General features: G+C 66.1%; 17 protein-coding genes. 13 read left to right on the top strand and 4 right to left on the bottom strand.

Annotated elements, in window-relative coordinates; genetic code table 11:
* Positions 1-20: 20 nt before the first annotated feature.
* The 12 genes from Q8S30_RS18095 (at position 21) to ccoS (ending at position 12,037) form a co-directional block, all read left to right on the top strand.
* A complete protein-coding gene (locus Q8S30_RS18095; RefSeq protein ID WP_305667419.1) occupies positions 21-1,535 on the top strand; it encodes a sugar ABC transporter ATP-binding protein in 1,515 nt (504 codons plus the stop codon).
* A complete protein-coding gene (locus Q8S30_RS18100) occupies positions 1,532-2,536 on the top strand; it encodes an ABC transporter permease (RefSeq protein WP_305667420.1) in 1,005 nt (334 codons plus the stop codon). Before Q8S30_RS18095 ends, Q8S30_RS18100 begins: the two co-directional genes overlap by 4 nt.
* The gene (locus Q8S30_RS18105; RefSeq protein WP_305667421.1) at positions 2,533-3,540 is read left to right on the top strand and encodes an ABC transporter permease; all 1,008 of its coding nucleotides are present in this window, start codon (positions 2,533-2,535) and stop codon (positions 3,538-3,540) included. Before Q8S30_RS18100 ends, Q8S30_RS18105 begins: the two co-directional genes overlap by 4 nt.
* A 1-nt stretch (position 3,541) precedes the next feature.
* Positions 3,542-5,068, top strand: coding sequence for a ribulokinase (locus tag Q8S30_RS18110; RefSeq protein WP_305667422.1), 1,527 nt, complete (start codon positions 3,542-3,544; stop codon positions 5,066-5,068).
* Between the two features lie 89 nt (positions 5,069-5,157).
* Positions 5,158-6,939, top strand: a complete 1,782-nt coding sequence (locus Q8S30_RS18115) for a thiamine pyrophosphate-binding protein (protein WP_305667423.1) — start codon at positions 5,158-5,160, stop codon at positions 6,937-6,939.
* 535 nt (positions 6,940-7,474) lie between these two features.
* Positions 7,475-9,100 carry a cytochrome-c oxidase, cbb3-type subunit I gene (gene ccoN / locus Q8S30_RS18120; RefSeq protein ID WP_305667424.1) on the top strand — a complete coding sequence of 542 codons (1,626 nt, stop codon included), beginning with the start codon at positions 7,475-7,477 and terminating at the stop codon, positions 9,098-9,100.
* A 4-nt stretch (positions 9,101-9,104) separates the two neighbouring features.
* On the top strand, positions 9,105-9,848 hold the full coding sequence (gene ccoO / locus Q8S30_RS18125; RefSeq protein WP_305667425.1) for a cytochrome-c oxidase, cbb3-type subunit II: 744 nt from the start codon (positions 9,105-9,107) through the stop codon (positions 9,846-9,848).
* The gene (locus Q8S30_RS18130; RefSeq protein WP_305667426.1) at positions 9,845-10,009 is read left to right on the top strand and encodes a cbb3-type cytochrome c oxidase subunit 3; all 165 of its coding nucleotides are present in this window, start codon (positions 9,845-9,847) and stop codon (positions 10,007-10,009) included. The genes ccoO and Q8S30_RS18130 overlap by 4 nt, the downstream gene beginning before the upstream one ends.
* The gene (ccoP, locus tag Q8S30_RS18135; RefSeq protein WP_305667427.1) at positions 10,000-10,866 is read left to right on the top strand and encodes a cytochrome-c oxidase, cbb3-type subunit III; all 867 of its coding nucleotides are present in this window, start codon (positions 10,000-10,002) and stop codon (positions 10,864-10,866) included. Before Q8S30_RS18130 ends, ccoP begins: the two co-directional genes overlap by 10 nt.
* Positions 10,863-11,021, top strand: a complete 159-nt coding sequence (locus tag Q8S30_RS18140) for a hypothetical protein (RefSeq protein ID WP_305667428.1) — start codon at positions 10,863-10,865, stop codon at positions 11,019-11,021. The genes ccoP and Q8S30_RS18140 overlap by 4 nt, the downstream gene beginning before the upstream one ends.
* A gap of 12 nt (positions 11,022-11,033) precedes the next feature.
* On the top strand, positions 11,034-11,843 hold the full coding sequence (locus Q8S30_RS18145; protein ID WP_305667429.1) for a DUF2189 domain-containing protein: 810 nt from the start codon (positions 11,034-11,036) through the stop codon (positions 11,841-11,843).
* Complete coding sequence (gene ccoS / locus Q8S30_RS18150) at positions 11,840-12,037, top strand: cbb3-type cytochrome oxidase assembly protein CcoS (RefSeq protein ID WP_305667430.1); 198 nt, start codon at positions 11,840-11,842, stop codon at positions 12,035-12,037. Before Q8S30_RS18145 ends, ccoS begins: the two co-directional genes overlap by 4 nt.
* Positions 12,038-12,043: 6 nt before the next feature.
* Here the strand turns inward: ccoS and Q8S30_RS18155 are convergent, their stop codons facing one another.
* The 4 genes from Q8S30_RS18155 to Q8S30_RS18170 are packed head-to-tail and all read right to left on the bottom strand — an operon-like array spanning position 12,044 to position 15,654.
* The gene (locus tag Q8S30_RS18155) at positions 12,044-12,757 is read right to left on the bottom strand and encodes an ABC transporter ATP-binding protein (protein ID WP_305667431.1); all 714 of its coding nucleotides are present in this window, start codon (positions 12,755-12,757) and stop codon (positions 12,044-12,046) included.
* 1 nt (position 12,758) lies between these two features.
* Positions 12,759-13,892 carry an ABC transporter permease gene (locus Q8S30_RS18160; RefSeq protein WP_305667432.1) on the bottom strand — a complete coding sequence of 378 codons (1,134 nt, stop codon included), beginning with the start codon at positions 13,890-13,892 and terminating at the stop codon, positions 12,759-12,761.
* Positions 13,889-15,049 carry an efflux RND transporter periplasmic adaptor subunit gene (locus Q8S30_RS18165; RefSeq protein ID WP_305667433.1) on the bottom strand — a complete coding sequence of 387 codons (1,161 nt, stop codon included), beginning with the start codon at positions 15,047-15,049 and terminating at the stop codon, positions 13,889-13,891. Before Q8S30_RS18165 ends, Q8S30_RS18160 begins: the two co-directional genes overlap by 4 nt.
* The gene (locus Q8S30_RS18170) at positions 15,046-15,654 is read right to left on the bottom strand and encodes a TetR/AcrR family transcriptional regulator (protein WP_305667434.1); all 609 of its coding nucleotides are present in this window, start codon (positions 15,652-15,654) and stop codon (positions 15,046-15,048) included. Before Q8S30_RS18170 ends, Q8S30_RS18165 begins: the two co-directional genes overlap by 4 nt.
* 215 nt (positions 15,655-15,869) lie before the next feature.
* Between Q8S30_RS18170 and hemN the strand changes: the two genes are divergently transcribed.
* Positions 15,870-17,225 carry an oxygen-independent coproporphyrinogen III oxidase gene (gene hemN / locus Q8S30_RS18175; protein WP_305667435.1) on the top strand — a complete coding sequence of 452 codons (1,356 nt, stop codon included), beginning with the start codon at positions 15,870-15,872 and terminating at the stop codon, positions 17,223-17,225.
* The last annotated feature ends 133 nt before the right edge of the window (positions 17,226-17,358 follow it).

The raw sequence follows: 17,358 nt of genomic DNA on the forward strand, positions 1-17,358 counted from the left end.
AGCAACAGGAAGTGACAGTCATGGCAGCGCCCGTCCTGATGGCGTCGGATGTGTCCAAGAGGTTCGGCCCGGTGCTGGCCCTGCGCGGCGTGGACTTCCATGTCGAGCCGGGCGAGGTCCACGCGCTTTTGGGGATCAACGGCGCGGGAAAATCGACCTTCATCAAGATCCTGTCGGGGATCATCCAGAAAGATGGCGGCCGGATCACCGTTGCCGGGGCCGAGGTGACCTTCCGCACGCCCGAGGATGCGATCCGCGCCGGCATCGCCACTGTGCAACAGCACCCCGAACTGGTGCCCGACATGTCGGGTCTGGACAATATCTTCCTTGGCCGGGAAAGCGCCAGCCGCGGGCTGTTCTCGCGCATCGACCAACGCGGGCTGGAACGGCGGGCCGAGGCGCTGCTGGCGCGCTTTCCGGTGGCGCTGGACCTCTGGCAGGAGGTTGGCCGCATGTCGGCGGTCGAGCGCGAGGCGGTGGCGATCCTTCAGGCCATCGCCGGCGAGCATACGCGGGTGCTGATCCTTGATGAGCCGACCTCCACCCTGACGGAAGTAGAGCGTGAGGACCTTTTCGCGCTGATGGGGCTGCTCAAGGCGCAGGGCATCGCCATCATCTACATCACCCATCAGTTGGAAGAGGTATTTGCCATCGCCGACAGCTTCAGCGTGTTCCGGGGCGGCACCTGCGTGGCGCGGATGACCGTGGCCGAGGCCAAGGCCGGCGACGTCTCGCTCGCCAACCTGATGCTGGGCGAGGCGATCGGCGACATCTTCCCACCCCGCGCAGAAACGCCGCCCGGCGCCGCGGTGCTGGAGGTGGAAGACTTCTGCCTCGAGGGCGATTTTAGGGGCATCAGCCTGACCGCGCGCAAGGGCGAGATCCTGGGGATCTTCGGGCTGGTCGGGTCGGGCTGCGACGAGTTCGCCAAGGCGGTCTTCGGTGTCACTCCGCCCGATCGCGGCACCCTTCGGCTGCACGGCCAGCCGGTTTCGCTGAGATCGCCACGTCAGGCGCTGGATGCGGGGGTATTTCTGGTGCCCGGCGACCGGCGGACCGAGGGACTGGTGCTGTCGCGCCCGGCGCTGTTCAACGTGCCGCTGGCCAATCTGGGCCGCGCCGCCGCCGGGCGCTGGGGCCTGAAACGGCGCCGGATGCAGGGCGATGCGCGCGAGCTGACAGGGCAGGTGGCCCTGCATCCGCCCAGCCTGACCACGCCGGCCAGCGGCTTTTCAGGCGGCAACCAGCAGAAGATCGTGCTGGCCAAGGGGCTTTACAGCCAGGCCGATGTCTACATTTTCGTGGAGCCCACGGTGGGCGTAGATATCGGCGCACGGGCCAAGATCTATGCGCTGATGCGGCAGCTGTCGCGGGAGGCGGCGGTGATCGTGATTTCCAGCGATTGCGACGAGGTGCATGGCGTGGCCGACCGCACGCTTGCGCTGCACAAGGGGCGGCAGATCGAGCCTGCCGTCGGCACGTTCAGCCGCGATGCGCTGCTGATGGCCGGGATCATGGGCGAGGTGACACAATGAGCGGATTGCAGGACATGGCCCGCCAGTCGGCGCGCGGCCTTGGCTTTCTGGCGCTGGTGGCGCTGGTCGGCGGCGCACTGGCCCTTGCCGAGCCGCGGTTTCTGAGCGCGGCCAGCCTGAACGGCATTGCGCGGCACATGGCGGCCAACGGGCTGGCGGCGCTGGGGCTGACTTTTGTGGTGATCGTGCGCAAGTTCGATCTGTCGATCTCGGGCGTGGCCGCTTTCACCGCGATGTCGATGGGCGCGGTGATTGCCGCGGGCGCGCCGCTTTGGCTGGCCGTTGCGGCGGGCATCGCCATCGGCGCTGTCATCGGCCTGATCTCGGGCACGGCCATCAGCCGCTTTGGCCTGCCCGATATCGTGACGACCATCGCCGTCGGGTCGATCTGCGCCGGGCTGGCGTTCCTCTATACCGGCGGGCGGTCGATCTTTCAGAACTTCTTCCAGGTCGGCATTACCGATCTGAACGATGCACGCCTTCTGGGCCTTGGCGTGTCACTGTGGATCTTGCTGGCCGTCTACGCGGTGGCCTGGTTCGTGATGCACCGCACCCGCACTGGCATGGCCTTCTATGCCACGGGCGAAAATCAGGTGGCGGCGCATTTCTCGGGCATCGCCACGCGGCGCTACATCGCGCTGGCCTATGTGATGTGCGCGATCTGCACGGTGCTGGCGGTGCTGCTGATCCTGGCGGAATCGGGCAATGCCGAAACCAACAAGGGCGCGAACCTGATGATGCCAGCCTATGCTGGCGTGTTCCTGGGCGCAGCGATCCTGGGGGGAACCTCTGTTCTGGCGACGCTTGGGGGGATCTTGTTGATCACCATGCTTCTGGACGGATTCTCCCTGATGGGCGTGCCCTACTACTACAGCGACGGGGTGATCAGCCTGATCCTGCTGGCCGGTGTTCTGGCCTTTTCCGACACCGCGCGCGGTTATCTGGCCGGGTTGGTGGCGGTCCGTGCCCTGCGCCGCGCGCGCTCGGGGGGCAAGGCATGACAATGATTTTGGAGGGCGCAATGGACCGCAGGCACAGCAAGGGCCGCCGCCTCGCACGGCTGACCACCAACCTCTGGCTTGTCGCGGCGCTGGTGCTGATGACGGCGGCCATTGCCAGCCAGAAGCCGCAGCTTCTGGACCCGGGCAACGTGGTCGCTGTGCTGAAGAGCTTTTCGATCATGGTGATGATGGTCTTGGGGCTGACCTGGGTGATTGCCGCGGGCAAAATCGATGTCAGCTTCATGCAGGTCGCGGCGCTGTCGAACATGCTGTGCGCCTGGGGCCTGTCGCAGGGCTGGGGCTGGTGGGGGGCGATCGGTGCGGGCCTCTGTGCCGGGCTGGCCGTCGGCCTGCTGAACGGCTGGCTGGTGGCGGTGATGCGCCTGCCGGCGCTGATCGTCACGATCTCGACCGCTGGGCTCTGTGCCTCGCTGGCCGCGGCGCTTGGCAAGGGCACCGTGATCCGCATCGCAGCCCCGGGCCCGCTCGCCAGCCTGCTGGAGCCGCAGTTCGGCGGCGCGGTGCCGCTGATCGTGTTGCCGGTGTTGGCGCTGGCCGGGGCCGCGTGGTTCGTGCAAGAGCGGCTGACGATGGGACGCTACATCTACGCGATGGCGCAGAACGAGGCGGCGATCCGCAGCGTCGGCGTGCCGGTGGTGGGGCTGACCCTGTTGCTGTTCGTGTTCTCGGGGCTCTGTGCCTCCCTCGCCGGGGTCATCCTGGCCGAGAACCTTGCCTCGGGGCAGCCGATGATCGGCGGGCCTTATCTCATCAACGGGCTGACGGTGGTCTTGTTGGGCGGGATGATGGTGCATGTCGGCAAGCCCAACATCCTTGGCACGCTGACCGCGACGCTGTTCATCGGCGTGCTGTTCAGCGGTGCGGCCCTGCTGGGGCTGCCCGATTACCAGCGCCAGATCATTCAAGGGGCGCTGCTGCTGTCGGGGCTGGTGGTGGCGACACTCGCGGCACGCCACCACGGCGAACGCCGGAAAGGGGGCTGAGATGCGTAATCTGACGATTGGGCTTGATTGCGGCACGGGCGGCGCGCGGGCACTGGTCACCGATGCGGCGGGCCAGGTGCTGGCGATGGCGGTGCGCGACTATCCGACCGCGCATCCCCATCCCGGCTGGGCCACACAAAGCCCCGCCGACTGGTGGGAGGCGGCCTGCGGCGCGGTGCGCGCGGCGCTGGCGCAGGGCGGCATCGCGCCCGGGCGGGTGGCGGCGATCTGCGCCACCGGCACCTCCTCGACAATGGTTGCGCTGGATGCCGGGTTGGAGCCGCTGGGGGATGCGATCCTGTGGATGGATTGCCGCGCCTCGCCGCAGGCGCGCCGGATAGAGGCGACCGGCCATCCCGCCTTGCGCCGCAGCCGGGCCGGGGTCAGCGCCGAAACCGCGCTGCCCAAGATCCTGTGGCTGAAGGATACGGCGCCGGCGGTCTTCGAGCGCAGCCGCTGGTTCGTCGAGATGGCCGACTATCTGGCGCTGCGCCTGTCGGGAAAGCTGACCCTCGGCCAGAACCAGACCATCAACCGCTGGTTCTATGACCCCCGCACCGGCTGGCCCGAGGATTTTCTGGCGGCGATGGGGCTGGAGGGGATCACCGCCCGCTTCCCTGCCAAGATGCCCGCCGTGGGCGAGGTCATCGCGCCGATGCAGCCAGAGGCCGCGGCGGCGATGGGGCTGGACCTCGAAACGCTGGTGGTGGCGGGCGGCACCGATGCCTATGTGGCGATGGTCGGCCTGAACACCCTTCGCCCGGGCGAGACGGCGCTGATCACCGGCACCTCGCATCTGGTCCTGCCGGTCGTGGCCGAGGATATCGAGGTCGAGGGCCTGTTCGGGCCGCATCCCGACTGCGTGACCAAGGGCGTCTTCGTGATGGAGGGCGGGCAGGTCTCTTCGGGCGCGGTGCTGCGCTGGTGGCATGACCTGCTGCATCAGGGACAGGACGGCTATGATGCCCTGCTGGCCGCGGCGCAGACGGTGCCGCCGGGCGCCCGCGGTCTGGTCGTGCTGGATTTCTGGCAAGGCAACCGCAACCCCTTCACCGATTACGACCTGCAGGGCGCCATCTGGGGCCTGACGCTGAAGCATGGCCGCGCCGAGATTACCCGGGCGCTGATGGAAGCGGTGGCCTTGGGCACCGCCAACATCCTTGACCGGCTGACCGGCAAGGGCATGGCGGTGTCCAGCATGACGCTGGCGGGCGGCGTGCTGCGCTCTCGGTTCTGGGCGCAGATGCATGCCGATGCGACTGGCACCGTGCTGCGCATCCCCGAGGTGGGTGAGGCCACGGCCTTTGGCGCGGCCATCGCCGCCGTCGTAGGGGCGGGGCTGCACCCGTCCCTCGAAGCCGCCGCCGATGCCATGGTGCGCATCCGCGACGAAATTCACCCCGACCCCGCCAGCCACGCGCAGTTCCGCGCGCAGCTTGATGTCTATCTGCAGACCCATGCGGCGCTGAAACCGCTGATGCACCGGATGGCTGCCCTTACCCGGGCCACGGCGGCGTCCGCCATGTAGACCCCCGGCCACCCACACCCCACACCCTCATGCCTCCGCAGCCCCTTCGGCGCGGACAGGCCCCTTGTTGCCAGATGAAAGGACGAACCATGGCCCATATCGGAGATCTCATTGCAGAGATGCTTGCCCAGTACGGGGTCGAATATGTCTTCGGGATGCCCGGTGGACAGACGACCGCGCTGCATGACGGCATCTCGCGCCGCACCGACCGCATCCGACATATCCTGATGCGCGACGAACGCAACGCCGCCTATGCCGCCGATGCCTATGCGCGGCTGACCGGCAAGCCCGGCATCTGCGACGTGACGGTCGGGCCCGGCGCCAACCTGCTGCCGGCAGGGTTTCTCGAGGCGCTGAACGCCTCGATCCCGATGATCGGCATCATCGGAGAGCTGCCGCTGGACTGGCTGCCGCTGAAGGAAAAAGGCATCGCGAGCCAGGGCTTCGATCAGCTGTCCTTCTTCAAGACCTGCTCGAAAGAGGCGTTCCTTGTGCCTTCGGTCGCGGCGCTGCCCGAACTGATCCGCACCGCCTTCCGCATCGCCACGGCGCCGCGGCCCGGCCCGGTGGCGCTGATCATCCCGCATGACATCTTCGATGCCGACTGGGACGAAGAGCTGTTGAAGATCAAGGTCGATGACCGCGCCATCGCCATGCCCTACCTGCGCTCTGTCGCGCCTGCGGCCGAGATCGCGGCCGCGGCCGAGCTGATCCGCAAGGCCAAGCGCCCGGCGCTGGTCTGCGGCGGCGGCGTGCATGGATCCGTGGCGACCGAGGCGGCGACCGCCTTTGCCGACCGGCTTGGCGGCTTGGTTGTGACCTCGCTGTCGGGCAAGGGATCGGTGCCCGAGACGCGCGACTACGTGGCGGGGGTGCTGAACCCGCTGGGATCGGCCGCGGCCATCGAGCTGATCCAGGAGGCGGACCTGATCATCTGGTGCGGCTCCAAGGTCAGCCAGAACACCGGCATGAACTGGACCCTGCCGAAGCCCGACCAAGCGACGATCACCATCGACTTCGACCCGCTGGAGCATGGCCGCACCTTCCGGCCCACGGTGGCCCTGCTGGGCGATGTGCGCGACACGGTGCTGGCGCTGGACGCCGCAATGGGGGACAGCCGAACAGGCGCCAACCCCGAATGGGACGCCCGCATCGCCGAGGTAAAGGCGCGCTGCGACGCGGCCAAGGCCGAGGAGATGACCTCGAACCAGGTGCCGATCCTGCCGCCGCGGATCATGGTGGAAATCGCGAAGCGGCTGGGGGATGACGATGTGGTCGTGTCCGACGCCTCGTTCTCGGCCGGCTGGATTTCGGGCTATATCCCGGCCAAGCACGCCAAGAGGCAGTTCCTGTTCGCGCGCGGGCAGGGGGGGCTTGGCTATGCAGTGCCCGGCGCCATCGGCGCCGCGACGGTCATGGCCAAGGGCGCGCGGGTGGTGACGGTTGCCGGCGACGGTGCCTTCTCCTACACCATCGGCGAGCTGGCGACGCAGGCGCATTACAACCAGCGCATCGTCAACGTGGTGATCAACAACGGCAAGCTGGGCTGGATCCAGCTGTGGCAGGAGATCTACTTCAAGAACGTGCAATCAGCCGAGCTGGAGACGCAAAGCTCGGTCCCCGGCTACGCCGCTGCAGCGCAGGGGCTTGGCCTGCTGGGCATCTATGTGGACAAGCCGGGCGACATCGCCGATGCGCTGGACCGGGCCTTTGCCCATGACGGGCCCTCGGTGGTAGAGGTGCGGATCGACGACCGCGCCACCCCGATCCACGGTTTCAAGCGCCGGATGCGCGAGGCGGAAGACAAGCCGCGGCCACGGCCCGGCACCGTCTACAAGCTGCGCGACTGGAAAGTCTCGCCGGACCTTTAAGCGATGGCCCGGGTCGCCTGCCGTGGCGGCCCGGGCACCGGCGGTGGCATGGGGGCGTTGGCCAATGGGTTGCAAAGAACCCGCCGATCTTTGGCTTTCCCGAGGGCGGGGTGCAGTTCGAAAAACGGCGCGGTAAATCCGAAACGTGGGAGGTGGACCTGACCGTCGGGGCCCAATTCATGCGATAGAGATCGCTCGCCCCCGCCGGCCGATGTCGGGATATTTCAGCTGCAGAACCGGGTTCGTCCGGGTTCTGCGATGTGCCGATTCTCAGCGCATCCAGTCGCAGGGCAACGTCCGACTCCATCGCGGCGATCTGGTCTTGTGATCCGCCAGTTGCATCTAGCCGGGCTCTTTAGACGCTGCAGCGCCGTGTTCCCATCGATTCCAATAGCGACGGCCATCCCGGCGATGTGGTGTTGCCCAGATTTCTGTGAATGAGTGCGCATGAAGCCCGCATCCTGACCTGCATCAGCATGAGCCTCAATGGCTTCATGTAGCTTCACCTTCTAGCTGACCCGCCGAAGGAACAGGAATGATTGCCCGACTGACCCGCACCGAGCGCTCTGTCGCGATGGCTCTGGCCGTGATTCTGCTGCTCTTGGGCCTGACGATGGCGGCTTTGGGCGACCATGATCCGATGGCAGTGCACGGATTCATGGCGCTTGGGCTGGGTGTTGGGCTTGTGTTCGCGGTGGGCAGCGTGCTGGAAGAGCCTTCCCCGAGCCCCGCCCGGTTGCAGCAATATTATGACGACCCGATCAAGGTCGGCATCGTGCTGGCGATGGTCTGGGGCGTGTTCGCGATGTCGATAGGGCTGTGGGTCGCCGCATTGATGGTCTGGCCCGACGCCACCTTCGGGCAGGCGTGGTCCAGCTACGGCCGCCTGCGCCCGGTGCATACCACCGGCGTGATCTTTGCCTTTGGCGGCAATGCGCTGATCGCGACCTCGTTCCATGTTATGCAACGCACCTGCCGCGCGCGGCTGGCGGACCAGCTGTCTCCGTGGTTCGTGCTGGTCGGCTATAACCTGTTCTGTCTCTGGGCAGTCAGCGGCTATCTGATGGGCATCACCCAGTCCAAGGAATATGCCGAACCGGAATGGTATGCCGATATCTTGCTGGTGATCGTCTGGGTGACCTATCTGGTGCTGTATCTGCGCACGCTGAGGCGCCGGGCCGAACCGCATATCTACGTCGCCAATTGGTATTACCTCGCCTTCATCGTCGTGGTGGCGATGCTGCATATCGTGAACGCAGCCGCGCTGCCGGTCAGCTGGACGGGCGCGAAGAGCTATCCCGCCTTCTCGGGTGTGCAAGATGCCATGGTGCAATGGTGGTATGGGCATAACGCGGTGGCGTTCTTCATGACCTCGGGCTTTCTGGGGATGCTGTATTACTACCTGCCGGTCAGGGCCCAGAGGCCGATCTTTTCCTACCGCCTCTCGATCCTCAGCTTCTGGGGGATCACCTTCTTCTACCTGTGGGTCGGGTCGCACCACTTGCACTATACCGCGCTGCCGCACTGGGTGCAGACGCTGGGGATGACCTTCTCGGTGATGTTGCTGGTGCCAAGCTGGGCCTCGGCGGGCAACGCATTGCTGACATTGAACGGGGCATGGCACCGGGTTCGGGATGATGCGACGCTGCGCTTCATGTTCGTGGCGGCGGTGTTCTATGGCCTCTCGACCTTCGAGGGATCCTTCCTTGCCATCCGGCCGGTCAATGCGCTGTCGCATTACACCGACTGGACGGTGGGACACGTGCATTCGGGGGCCTTGGGCTGGCTTGCGATGGTCACCTTCGGCGCGTTCTATTCCGTGGTTCCGCAGATCTGGGGACGGCCCGCGATGCATTCGTCCCGGCTGGTGGAATGGCACTTCTGGCTCGCGCTGGGCGGGCTGCTGACCTACGTGTTCGCGCTGTGGAATGCAGGCATCACCCAGGGGCTGATGTGGCGGACCTATAACGATGCGGGCACGCTGAACTATTCCTTCATCGAGAGCATGGAGGCGATGCGCCCCTATTACATCGCCCGTGTGGTTGGCGGCTCGCTGTTCCTTGCAGGTATCTGTGTCGGCGCGGCGAATATCTGGCTGACGGTGCGGGGCGCGCGCAATCACGCCGCCGACCGGCCCCTTGCACCTCAGGCAGCGGAGTAGACGCATGGCCCTGTTCAAGGCGCACTACAATTTGGAGAAGAACTCCATCGCGCTGGTCATCGCAATCATCCTTGCCGCCAGCGTGGGCGGGCTGGTGGAAATAGCGCCCCTGTTCACCATAGATGAGACCGTCGAAACGACCGAAGACATGCGTGTCTACACGCCGTTGGAGCTTGCAGGCCGCAACATCTACATCCGCGAGGGATGCTATGCCTGCCACAGCCAGATGATCCGCACCCTGCGCGACGAGGTCGAACGCTACGGCCCCTATTCGCTGGCCGCCGAAAGCCAGTATGACCACCCGATGCTGTGGGGGTCCAAACGCACCGGGCCAGACATCGCGCGTCTGGGGGGCAAATACTCGGACGATTGGCATGTTGCGCATCTGATCAATCCGCGCGCTGTGGTGCCGAGCTCGATCATGCCGGCCTATCCTTGGCTGGCATCCGCGCCGTTGGAAGTCGATGACCTCAGTGACCATCTGGTGGCGCTGCGCCGGTTGGGCGTGCCGTATACAGAGGACATGATCGCCAACGCTTCGCAAGATGCGGCGGCACAGGCCAACCCGGACTCGGCCGGCGCCGGTGGTGTTGTCGAGCGATACGGCGAGGCCACGACCCTGCGCCGGTTTTCCGGAATGCCCCGGCTAACGGAAATGGATGCGCTGGTCGCCTATCTTCAGGTGCTCGGCCAGTTGACCCAGGCGCCCTATGCGGCACAGCCCGCCGACACGGAGGTTTTGCAATGACCCATGAAACCTTCGTTTTCATCGCCAAGACCTTTGGCCTGTTCTATCTGATGGGTTTCTTCCTGATCGTGGTCATCGTCACATGCCGCCCGTCGCGCAGGGCGGCCGCAGACCATGCCGCCCGGTCCATCCTGACAGAGGAGGACCGGCCATGTCCGTAGAAAAGCGCGATCCCGTCTCGGGCTATCTGACCACCGGGCATGACTGGAACGGCATCACCGAGCTGAACTCGCCGGTGCCGCGCACCGTGTTCTTCTTCATGGCAGTGACCCATCTCTATGCGCTGGTCGTGTGGGTCTTGCTGCCGGCCTGGCCACTCTGGGATACGTTCACCAAGGGCGTTCTCGGCATCGACCAGAAAACCTCTGTCGCCGCCGACCTCGCCGCGGCGAACGCCGCCCGCGCGGGCTGGACCGAAGCGCTGGCCACCGAGGAGTTCGACGCTATCCGTGCCGATCCGGACCTTCTGGGGCGCGCCTTGGCGACGGCCGAGCCTCTGTTCGGGCAGAACTGTCAGGTCTGCCACGGCGCGGATGGTATCGGCGGGCCGGGCTTTCCGCGATTGAATGACGGCATATGGCTGTGGGGCGGCACGGCAGAAGAGATCGCCACCACCTTGCGGGTTGGCATCAACGCAGCGCATCCCGACACGCATTTCGCGCAGATGCCTGCATTTGGCCGCGACGGATTGCTGACCCGCCCCGAGATCGCCGTGCTGACCGACTACGTTCAGACGCTCGGCGAGGGCGTGAACCTTGAGGACACATCCGAAGGTGCGGTGCTTTATCAGACCAACTGCGCCGCCTGCCATGGCGAGGATGGCCTCGGGATCGAAGGCACGGGGTCGCCGAACCTGACCGATGACGACTGGGTCTATGGCGGGGATGCCGTCAGCATCCACCAGACCCTGATGGCCGGGCGGCAGGGACAGATGCCAAGCTGGCAGTCGCGGCTGACCGAAGCCGAGATCCGCGCGCTGGCCCTCTATGTCGAAGGCTTGGCGGGGATGGCTCCATGACCATCGCGCCGCGCCACTTGGCAATCCTTGCGGCCTGCGCAGGGCTGTCGCTGGTGATAGCGGCAAACTGGCAATTCGTGCGGCTTGCGTTCGACACGGCCCCCGGCTGCGTGCCGGTGGATGCCGCCCGTCCCGCCGCCAAGCCCGCCTGCTGAGGAAGGGACACAATGCTGGAACCACTTCCCGCCATCGCCCCTCGGGTCCGCCCCGACAACGGGTTTGCGCGAGACCTCCCACCCTTGGTGGCCCGCGACTGGCTCGCCGCCGGATGGTCTGACTTTCGGACCAAGCCCGCACAAAGCCTTGCCTATGGGCTGGTGGTCTTTGCCCTTTCGGTGCTGGTCATCTGGGGGCTGGTCGCGGCCGGGCTGCCCTCGCTGATCCTGCCGGCGCTTTCGGGCTTTCTGGTGGTGGGCCCGCTGCTGGCGATCGGCCTTTACGAAAAGAGCCGCCGTTTGCAGGCGGGGCAGCCTGTCACGCTTGCAAGTATGATCCTGGCGCATCCGCGTTCTGGCAGGCAGCTGGTTTTTGCCGGGTTGCTGCTGTGCCTTCTGGTCATGCTCTGGCTTCGGGCGGCGGACCTTTTGTATGCGCTGTTTTATGGGCTGCTGCCGTTTCCGGGGTATGACCAGATCCTTGGGCAGTTGTTGACCACCCCGCGCGGCTGGGCGCTGATCCTGGTGGGGTCTGCCGTCGGCGGCCTGTTCGCCGCCTTCGCCATGGCGATCAGCCTGTTTTCCATCCCGATGCTGCTGGAACGCCGGGTCGATGCGCTGACCGCCCTTGGCACCAGCTTCGCCATTACCACGCAAAACCTCCGCGCCGTGCTGCCGTGGGGCGCCATCGTGGTGGCTGGTTTTGCCCTGTCGGCTGCGACTGGCCTGCTTGGCCTGATCGTGATCTTTCCGCTGCTAGGTCATGGCACCTGGCACGCCTGGCGGGCCCTGAGCCCCGCAGCAAGCGGGGCGGAGGAATGAGCTATCTGTTCCTGATCCCCATCTCGATCGCGCTTGGACTGACGGGGCTTGGCGCATTCTTCTGGTCGATGCGCCACGATCAGTATGACGATCTGCAGGGGGCTGCATCCCGCATCCTGATCACGCCGGACCAGCCTTTGCCGCCGCCGCCCGCCCCGAAGTCACCTGACGAAAGGCCGGGCGGCCGCGCCTGATCGCGGTCAGGTCCGCTCTCCCTCGTCATCCTCCAAACGCCCATCCCGCAGGTGAAACAGGCGGTCGAACCGGTCGAGGATCTTTTCGTCATGAGTCACGGCGATGATGCAGGCGTCCTGTTCCGCGGCCAGTTTGCGCAGCAGGTCCATCACGATCCCGGCGCGTTTGCTGTCCAGCGCGGCGGTGGGTTCATCGGCCAGAATGATGCGCGGGCCGTTGGCCAGCGCACGGGCAATCGCCACCCGTTGCGCCTCGCCCCCTGACAACAGCGCTGGCATGGCGCGGGCGCGGTGGCCGACCTCCAGATACTCCAGCAGCTCCTGCGCGCGGGCCTGCGCCTCGGCCGCGGTCTTGCCGGCCAGTTGCAGCACCAGCGCCACATTGTCGGTGGCATTCAGGAACGGCAGCAGGTTGTGGGCCTGAAAGATGAAGCCAACCTTGTCGAGCCGCAGGCGGCGCAGGTCGCCGCGCAGCCAGCGGTTGTCATAAACCATCTCCCCATCAAGGCTGACCTGGCCTTTGGACGGGTCGATGATGCAACCGATGATGTTCAGCAGCGTGGTCTTGCCCGAGCCTGAGGGGCCGAGCAGCGCCACAACCTCGCCCGCATGCACTGTCAGATCCAGGTTGCGTAGGGCGTCCACCCGCGCCTCACCGTCCCCATAGTGCTTGGCGACTCCCTTGATATCCACGATCACCCGGCGGCTGTCATGAAGCATATCAGCCCCCCAAGGCGGTGGCGGGGTCCACCTTCAGGGCGGCACGCACGCCAAGACCCGAGGCCAGTACACAGACCACCAGGATAATCCCGGTCAGCGCCAGCGCATTGACCGGCTCCAGCATCACGCGGCGCGGGAAGTAGTCCTTGACCGCCATGATCAGCGCGAGGCCGAGGGTCAGCCCGACCACCCCAAGTGCCACGGATTGCTGCACGATAAGCCCGATGATCACCCGGTCGGGCGCGCCGATCAGCTTCAGCGTGGCGATCTGCTTCAGCTTTTCCATCGTCATGGTGTAGATGATCAGCGCGATCACGACGGCGGACACGGTCAGCAAGATGCCAAGGAACAGGCCGATCTGCTTGCGCGCCTTGTCCACCACCGATCTGATCAGGATGTCCTCCTGCTCGGCCTGGGTCAGTGCCGACAGATGTTTCCACTGTCGCACGGTGTGGGCCACGCTTTGCGCATCCACCGAAGGGTCCAGCCGGGCGATCACCGCCGCCACCGTGGCCCCATCATTCACGCTGCCACCGCGCGCGGCCTGCACGCGGGCTGCGGGGGGCGCGAGCTGGGTCTGCAGCACCTGCGCATCGGCCAGCGTCAGGAAAACCGCCGGGTCACCACCCGAGTTCATCGTGTCGCGCACAAGCCCCACCACCGTAAACCGGTTGCGCCCAAGCATGAGGGTGTCGCCCGGCGTCAGGCCGGTCTTGGCATCGGCCACCAGCTCGAAATGGCTCGCTTGCAGCCCGCGGCCCTGCGCGATGGTCTGCGGCCCGCCGAGGCGCCCGCGTTCATAGCCAATGACATAGAGCCGTAGCGCGCCGCCCTCGAACGGCGCCTCGATGGTCTGGTAGGTGATGCTGCCGGCCTGCGCAACGCCGTGCAGTCGTGCCACCGCATCGCGGGTGTCGCCTGGGATGTTCGACGCCTCGGCAAACGGCCCCTGTGTTCCGGCCTCGACCACCCACAGGTCCGCCTGAGGAGCCTTTACGATGTTCAGCGCATCGGCGACGAGGCCGTTGTAGATGCCCATCATTGCCAGTACGACCGTCATCAGCAGCCCCAGCCCGAGACATGTCAGCAAAAAGCGAAAGAGGTTGTGGCGCACATCGCGGAAGGCGAGGTTCATGGCGCATCCTCCGCGACGCGGGCCAGCCGCCCGTCCGTCAGGCCCTTGACCGGGCCAGAGATGATTTGTGCGCCGTCGGGCAGGCCCGAGACGACTTCGGCCCGCGCATCCTCGGTGCGGTGGCCAAAGATCAGCTGTATCTGCGCCAGATGCCCATCCTGCAGGGTCCAGACGCGGCCCTGATGGCCATCGAAGCCCTGAATGGCGATTTCCGGCACCAGAAGGCTGCCCGTGAGGGAAGCGGTAGTAATCCGCACCTCGGCCTGTTCGCCCAGAAACACCTGTGCGGGGCAGTCGGTGCAACTGACCCAGACGCGGCGCTCTTCATTCACACGGTCGCTTTCGATGCCGATGCGGACAACGGCACCGGCAAAGGCCGAATGCGGCAGCGACCGCAGCCGGATCTCGGCGGGTTGCCCCAGGGCCAGATCCCCGGCGCGGCCTTCGTCGATATAGGTCTGCAGCCACACAGTCTCGGGGTCCATCAGGGTAAAGATCACATCCCCCGCCCGCACCACCGTGCCCGCCTCGGCATGGCGCTGAACGATCACGGCATCGAAGGGGGCGGTCAGGGTGTGTTGGGCAAGCAGGGTCTGTTCATAAAGCAACGCGGCCCGGGCATCGGCCGTCTGGGCGCGGGTCACTGCGACATCGCTTTGTGCAACTGTCAGTTCCGCCGCCGCCACATCGACATCGCGCTGCGCCTCTTCGGCGGATGTCGCGGCGACGGCGCTGCGCGACGCCAGTTCCTGCTGCCGGGCATTGGCCGAATTGCGCTGCGCCAGCACTGCCTGCGCCCTTGTGACATTGGCCTCGGCCTTGAGGGTCGCCGCATCCGAGGCGGCCACACCAGCCTCGGCCCGCGTGACGCGGGCCTGCTGTTGCGCGGGATGCAGGCGGGCCAGCACCTGGCCTTTCGTCACCGCATCGTTGCTGTCCACCAGCAGATCGGCCAGCGCGGCCCCGACCTCGAACCCGATCTTCGACACGATCCGCGCTTCGACCGTTCCCAACCCGTAAACCCGCACCTGCGTGGTCTGATCCGCCGTGACCACCGGCACGAACACGGGGCGTTCGTTCAGAAAGAACCAGCCCCCGACGGCGACCGCACTCAGGACGGCGAGCCCGAACAGTGTGCGTTTTGCAGGAAAGGTCATGTCATTGTCTCCGGGGCCTGCGGTCGGAACAGATCGATCTGGCATGCCAGCAGGCGGCCCCCCTCGGTCTCGAGCGAAAAGGCGCGCTGGCCGAGCGACCAGCGGAGCGCCAGGCCCTGAACAAGCGAGATCAGCAAGATGGCGGCGTCCTTTGGCACAAGATCGGCGCGAAACACGCCCTGCGCGCGGCCTTCGGTCAGGGCGTCGACCAGCAGAGTTTGAAACTGCGTCATCAGCGCGATGAACTGTGCGCGCAGGGCTGCGTTTTCGGTGTGCAACTCGCGGGAATGCAAAATGGCCGGGATCGCCGGGTGGGCCGTGATCTGGCGCAGCTGCACCGTGATAAGGTCGGTGACGCGATCTTTCGGTGGGGCGTCGGCTTCCAGAACCACCTCCCAAGCTGAGGTCATCGTCTGGGCAATCTGCGCCGCCACGGCCAGCCAAAGATCCTGCTTGGTGGGAAAATGCCGGAAGATCCCCGGTTGGGTGACGCCGACCGCCTTTGCCACCGCCAGTGTCGTCAAACGGTCCGGGCCAAGCTCGTCGGCCAGACTCAGCATGGTCGCCACGATCTCGGCTTTGCGGTCCTCGGCAGATTTGCGCATGGGGTGATCCGTTGGTTAGTTACTACACACTAACTAATGGGCCGAGCCGCATTGGCCTGTCAATCTAGCCCCTTGAGGCAGATAGCCGCAGTCCTACAGTGGAGCGTGACCTTTGTTGCCGCACCGCACCGGGCGGTTCCCGCCGCGTGCGCAAGCTTGGGCGGCATTTGACATAGCGCAACGATGCCGCGCGCCATGTCTGGGACAAGGGGCAGATGAAACACATAGATCATCTCGGCGCCCTTGGCCTCTTCGATGCGCGCGTGCCGCGCTATACCTCGTACCCAACAGCGGCCGTGTTCTCGCCCCGGACCGGGGCCGCCTTTCAGGCGGAGTCCCTCGCGGGACTGGACCCCCACACGCCGGTTTCGGTCTATATCCACATCCCGTTTTGCGAGCGTCTGTGCTGGTTCTGCGCCTGCCATACCCAAGGTACCCAGACGCTGGCACCGGTCGAGGGATATATCGAAACACTCGAGGCGGAACTGGCCCTGCTGCGGCGCATCCTGCCCAAGGGGCTGCAGATGGGTCAGCTGCACTGGGGCGGCGGCACGCCGACGATCCTGCCCCCGGCGCTGATCCACCGGCTGGCGCGTGCGATCCGCGGCGTTTTCGAACCGGCGGATGGGTTCGAGTTCTCGGTCGAGATTGATCCCACGATGGTTGACCGCGCCAAGATCGACGCACTGGCCGCCGAGGGCCTGACCCGCGCCTCGATCGGCATTCAGGATTTCGCGCCCGAGGTGCAGGCAGCGATCGGGCGGGAGCAGCCCTTCGAGGTGACGCAGGCCTGTGTTGCCGATCTGCGGGCGGCGGGGATCACCTCGCTGAATACCGATCTGGTCTATGGCCTGCCGCACCAGACCGAGGCGCGCATCGCGGACACGGTCGAGAAGGTGCTGACCTTTGCGCCCGACCGGGTGGCGCTGTTCGGCTATGCCCATGTGCCGTGGGTCTCCAAGCGCCAGAAGCTGATCGACGAAAGCGCGCTTCCGGGGGATCTGGCGCGCTATCACCTTGCGGCCTTCGCTGCTGAGCGCTTCGCCGAGGCCGGCCTGCAAGCCATCGGAATCGACCATTTCGCCCGGCCCGAAGATGCGCTGGCACAGGCGCAGGCCGCGGGCCGCCTGCGCCGCAATTTCCAAGGCTACACCACCGATGGCTGCCAGACGCTGATCGGCCTCGGCGCGTCGTCGATCTCGCGCTTCCCCGGCGGCTATGTGCAGAATGCGCCCGCAACGGCTGCCTATATCCAGCGGATTACCGCCGGAGAGTTCGCGGGGTCGCGCGGCTATACCATGGCCGGGGAAGACGCCCTGCGCGCCCGGGCGATCGAGTTCCTGATGTGTGATTTCCAGCTGGACCTGGCCGATCTGAGGCAGGAATTCGGCGCTGGCGCCGCAGCGCTTTCCCCGATCCTGAAACAGGTCGCGGCGCGCTTCGGCGCGATGGTCTGCCATGAGGGCGACCGTCTTGCCATCCTTCCGGACGGGCGGCCCCTGACGCGGATCGTGGCCAGCATGTTCGACACCCATGTGCCTGACGGCGTGCGCTATTCGCGCGCTTCATAGCTGGGCCGGTCGACTCGCCGTCGAGCGCATCTACCTTGTGGCAATGTCACGGTTGGCACGAGACCGGCCTGCAAGCTGGCCGCGCACGGCCAGAGAAATCTGGACCGCATGATTGCGCCTGCAGCGTGCAGCG

Source organism: Frigidibacter sp., from assembly GCF_030695035.1.
Classification (GTDB): Bacteria; Pseudomonadota; Alphaproteobacteria; order Rhodobacterales; family Rhodobacteraceae; genus Frigidibacter.

What these genes read in the sequence shown, in the direction of transcription:
- Q8S30_RS18160 (WP_305667432.1), bottom strand. Translation starts at nt 13,892, where the DNA reads ATGAACCTCGCCTTCCGCGATGTGCGCCACAACCTCTTTCGCTTTTTG.
- Q8S30_RS18100 (WP_305667420.1), top strand. Translation starts at nt 1,532, where the DNA reads ATGAGCGGATTGCAGGACATGGCCCGCCAGTCGGCGCGCGGCCTTGGC.
- Q8S30_RS18170 (WP_305667434.1), bottom strand. Translation starts at nt 15,654, where the DNA reads ATGCGCAAATCTGCCGAGGACCGCAAAGCCGAGATCGTGGCGACCATG.
- Q8S30_RS18105 (WP_305667421.1), top strand. Translation starts at nt 2,533, where the DNA reads ATGACAATGATTTTGGAGGGCGCAATGGACCGCAGGCACAGCAAGGGC.
- ccoS (WP_305667430.1), top strand. Translation starts at nt 11,840, where the DNA reads ATGAGCTATCTGTTCCTGATCCCCATCTCGATCGCGCTTGGACTGACG.
- hemN (WP_305667435.1), top strand. Translation starts at nt 15,870, where the DNA reads ATGAAACACATAGATCATCTCGGCGCCCTTGGCCTCTTCGATGCGCGC.
- Q8S30_RS18155 (WP_305667431.1), bottom strand. Translation starts at nt 12,757, where the DNA reads ATGCTTCATGACAGCCGCCGGGTGATCGTGGATATCAAGGGAGTCGCC.
- ccoN (WP_305667424.1), top strand. Translation starts at nt 7,475, where the DNA reads ATGATTGCCCGACTGACCCGCACCGAGCGCTCTGTCGCGATGGCTCTG.
- Q8S30_RS18145 (WP_305667429.1), top strand. Translation starts at nt 11,034, where the DNA reads ATGCTGGAACCACTTCCCGCCATCGCCCCTCGGGTCCGCCCCGACAAC.
- Q8S30_RS18140 (WP_305667428.1), top strand. Translation starts at nt 10,863, where the DNA reads ATGACCATCGCGCCGCGCCACTTGGCAATCCTTGCGGCCTGCGCAGGG.
- Q8S30_RS18165 (WP_305667433.1), bottom strand. Translation starts at nt 15,049, where the DNA reads ATGACCTTTCCTGCAAAACGCACACTGTTCGGGCTCGCCGTCCTGAGT.
- Q8S30_RS18110 (WP_305667422.1), top strand. Translation starts at nt 3,542, where the DNA reads ATGCGTAATCTGACGATTGGGCTTGATTGCGGCACGGGCGGCGCGCGG.
- ccoO (WP_305667425.1), top strand. Translation starts at nt 9,105, where the DNA reads ATGGCCCTGTTCAAGGCGCACTACAATTTGGAGAAGAACTCCATCGCG.
- Q8S30_RS18115 (WP_305667423.1), top strand. Translation starts at nt 5,158, where the DNA reads ATGGCCCATATCGGAGATCTCATTGCAGAGATGCTTGCCCAGTACGGG.
- Q8S30_RS18095 (WP_305667419.1), top strand. Translation starts at nt 21, where the DNA reads ATGGCAGCGCCCGTCCTGATGGCGTCGGATGTGTCCAAGAGGTTCGGC.
- ccoP (WP_305667427.1), top strand. Translation starts at nt 10,000, where the DNA reads ATGTCCGTAGAAAAGCGCGATCCCGTCTCGGGCTATCTGACCACCGGG.
- Q8S30_RS18130 (WP_305667426.1), top strand. Translation starts at nt 9,845, where the DNA reads ATGACCCATGAAACCTTCGTTTTCATCGCCAAGACCTTTGGCCTGTTC.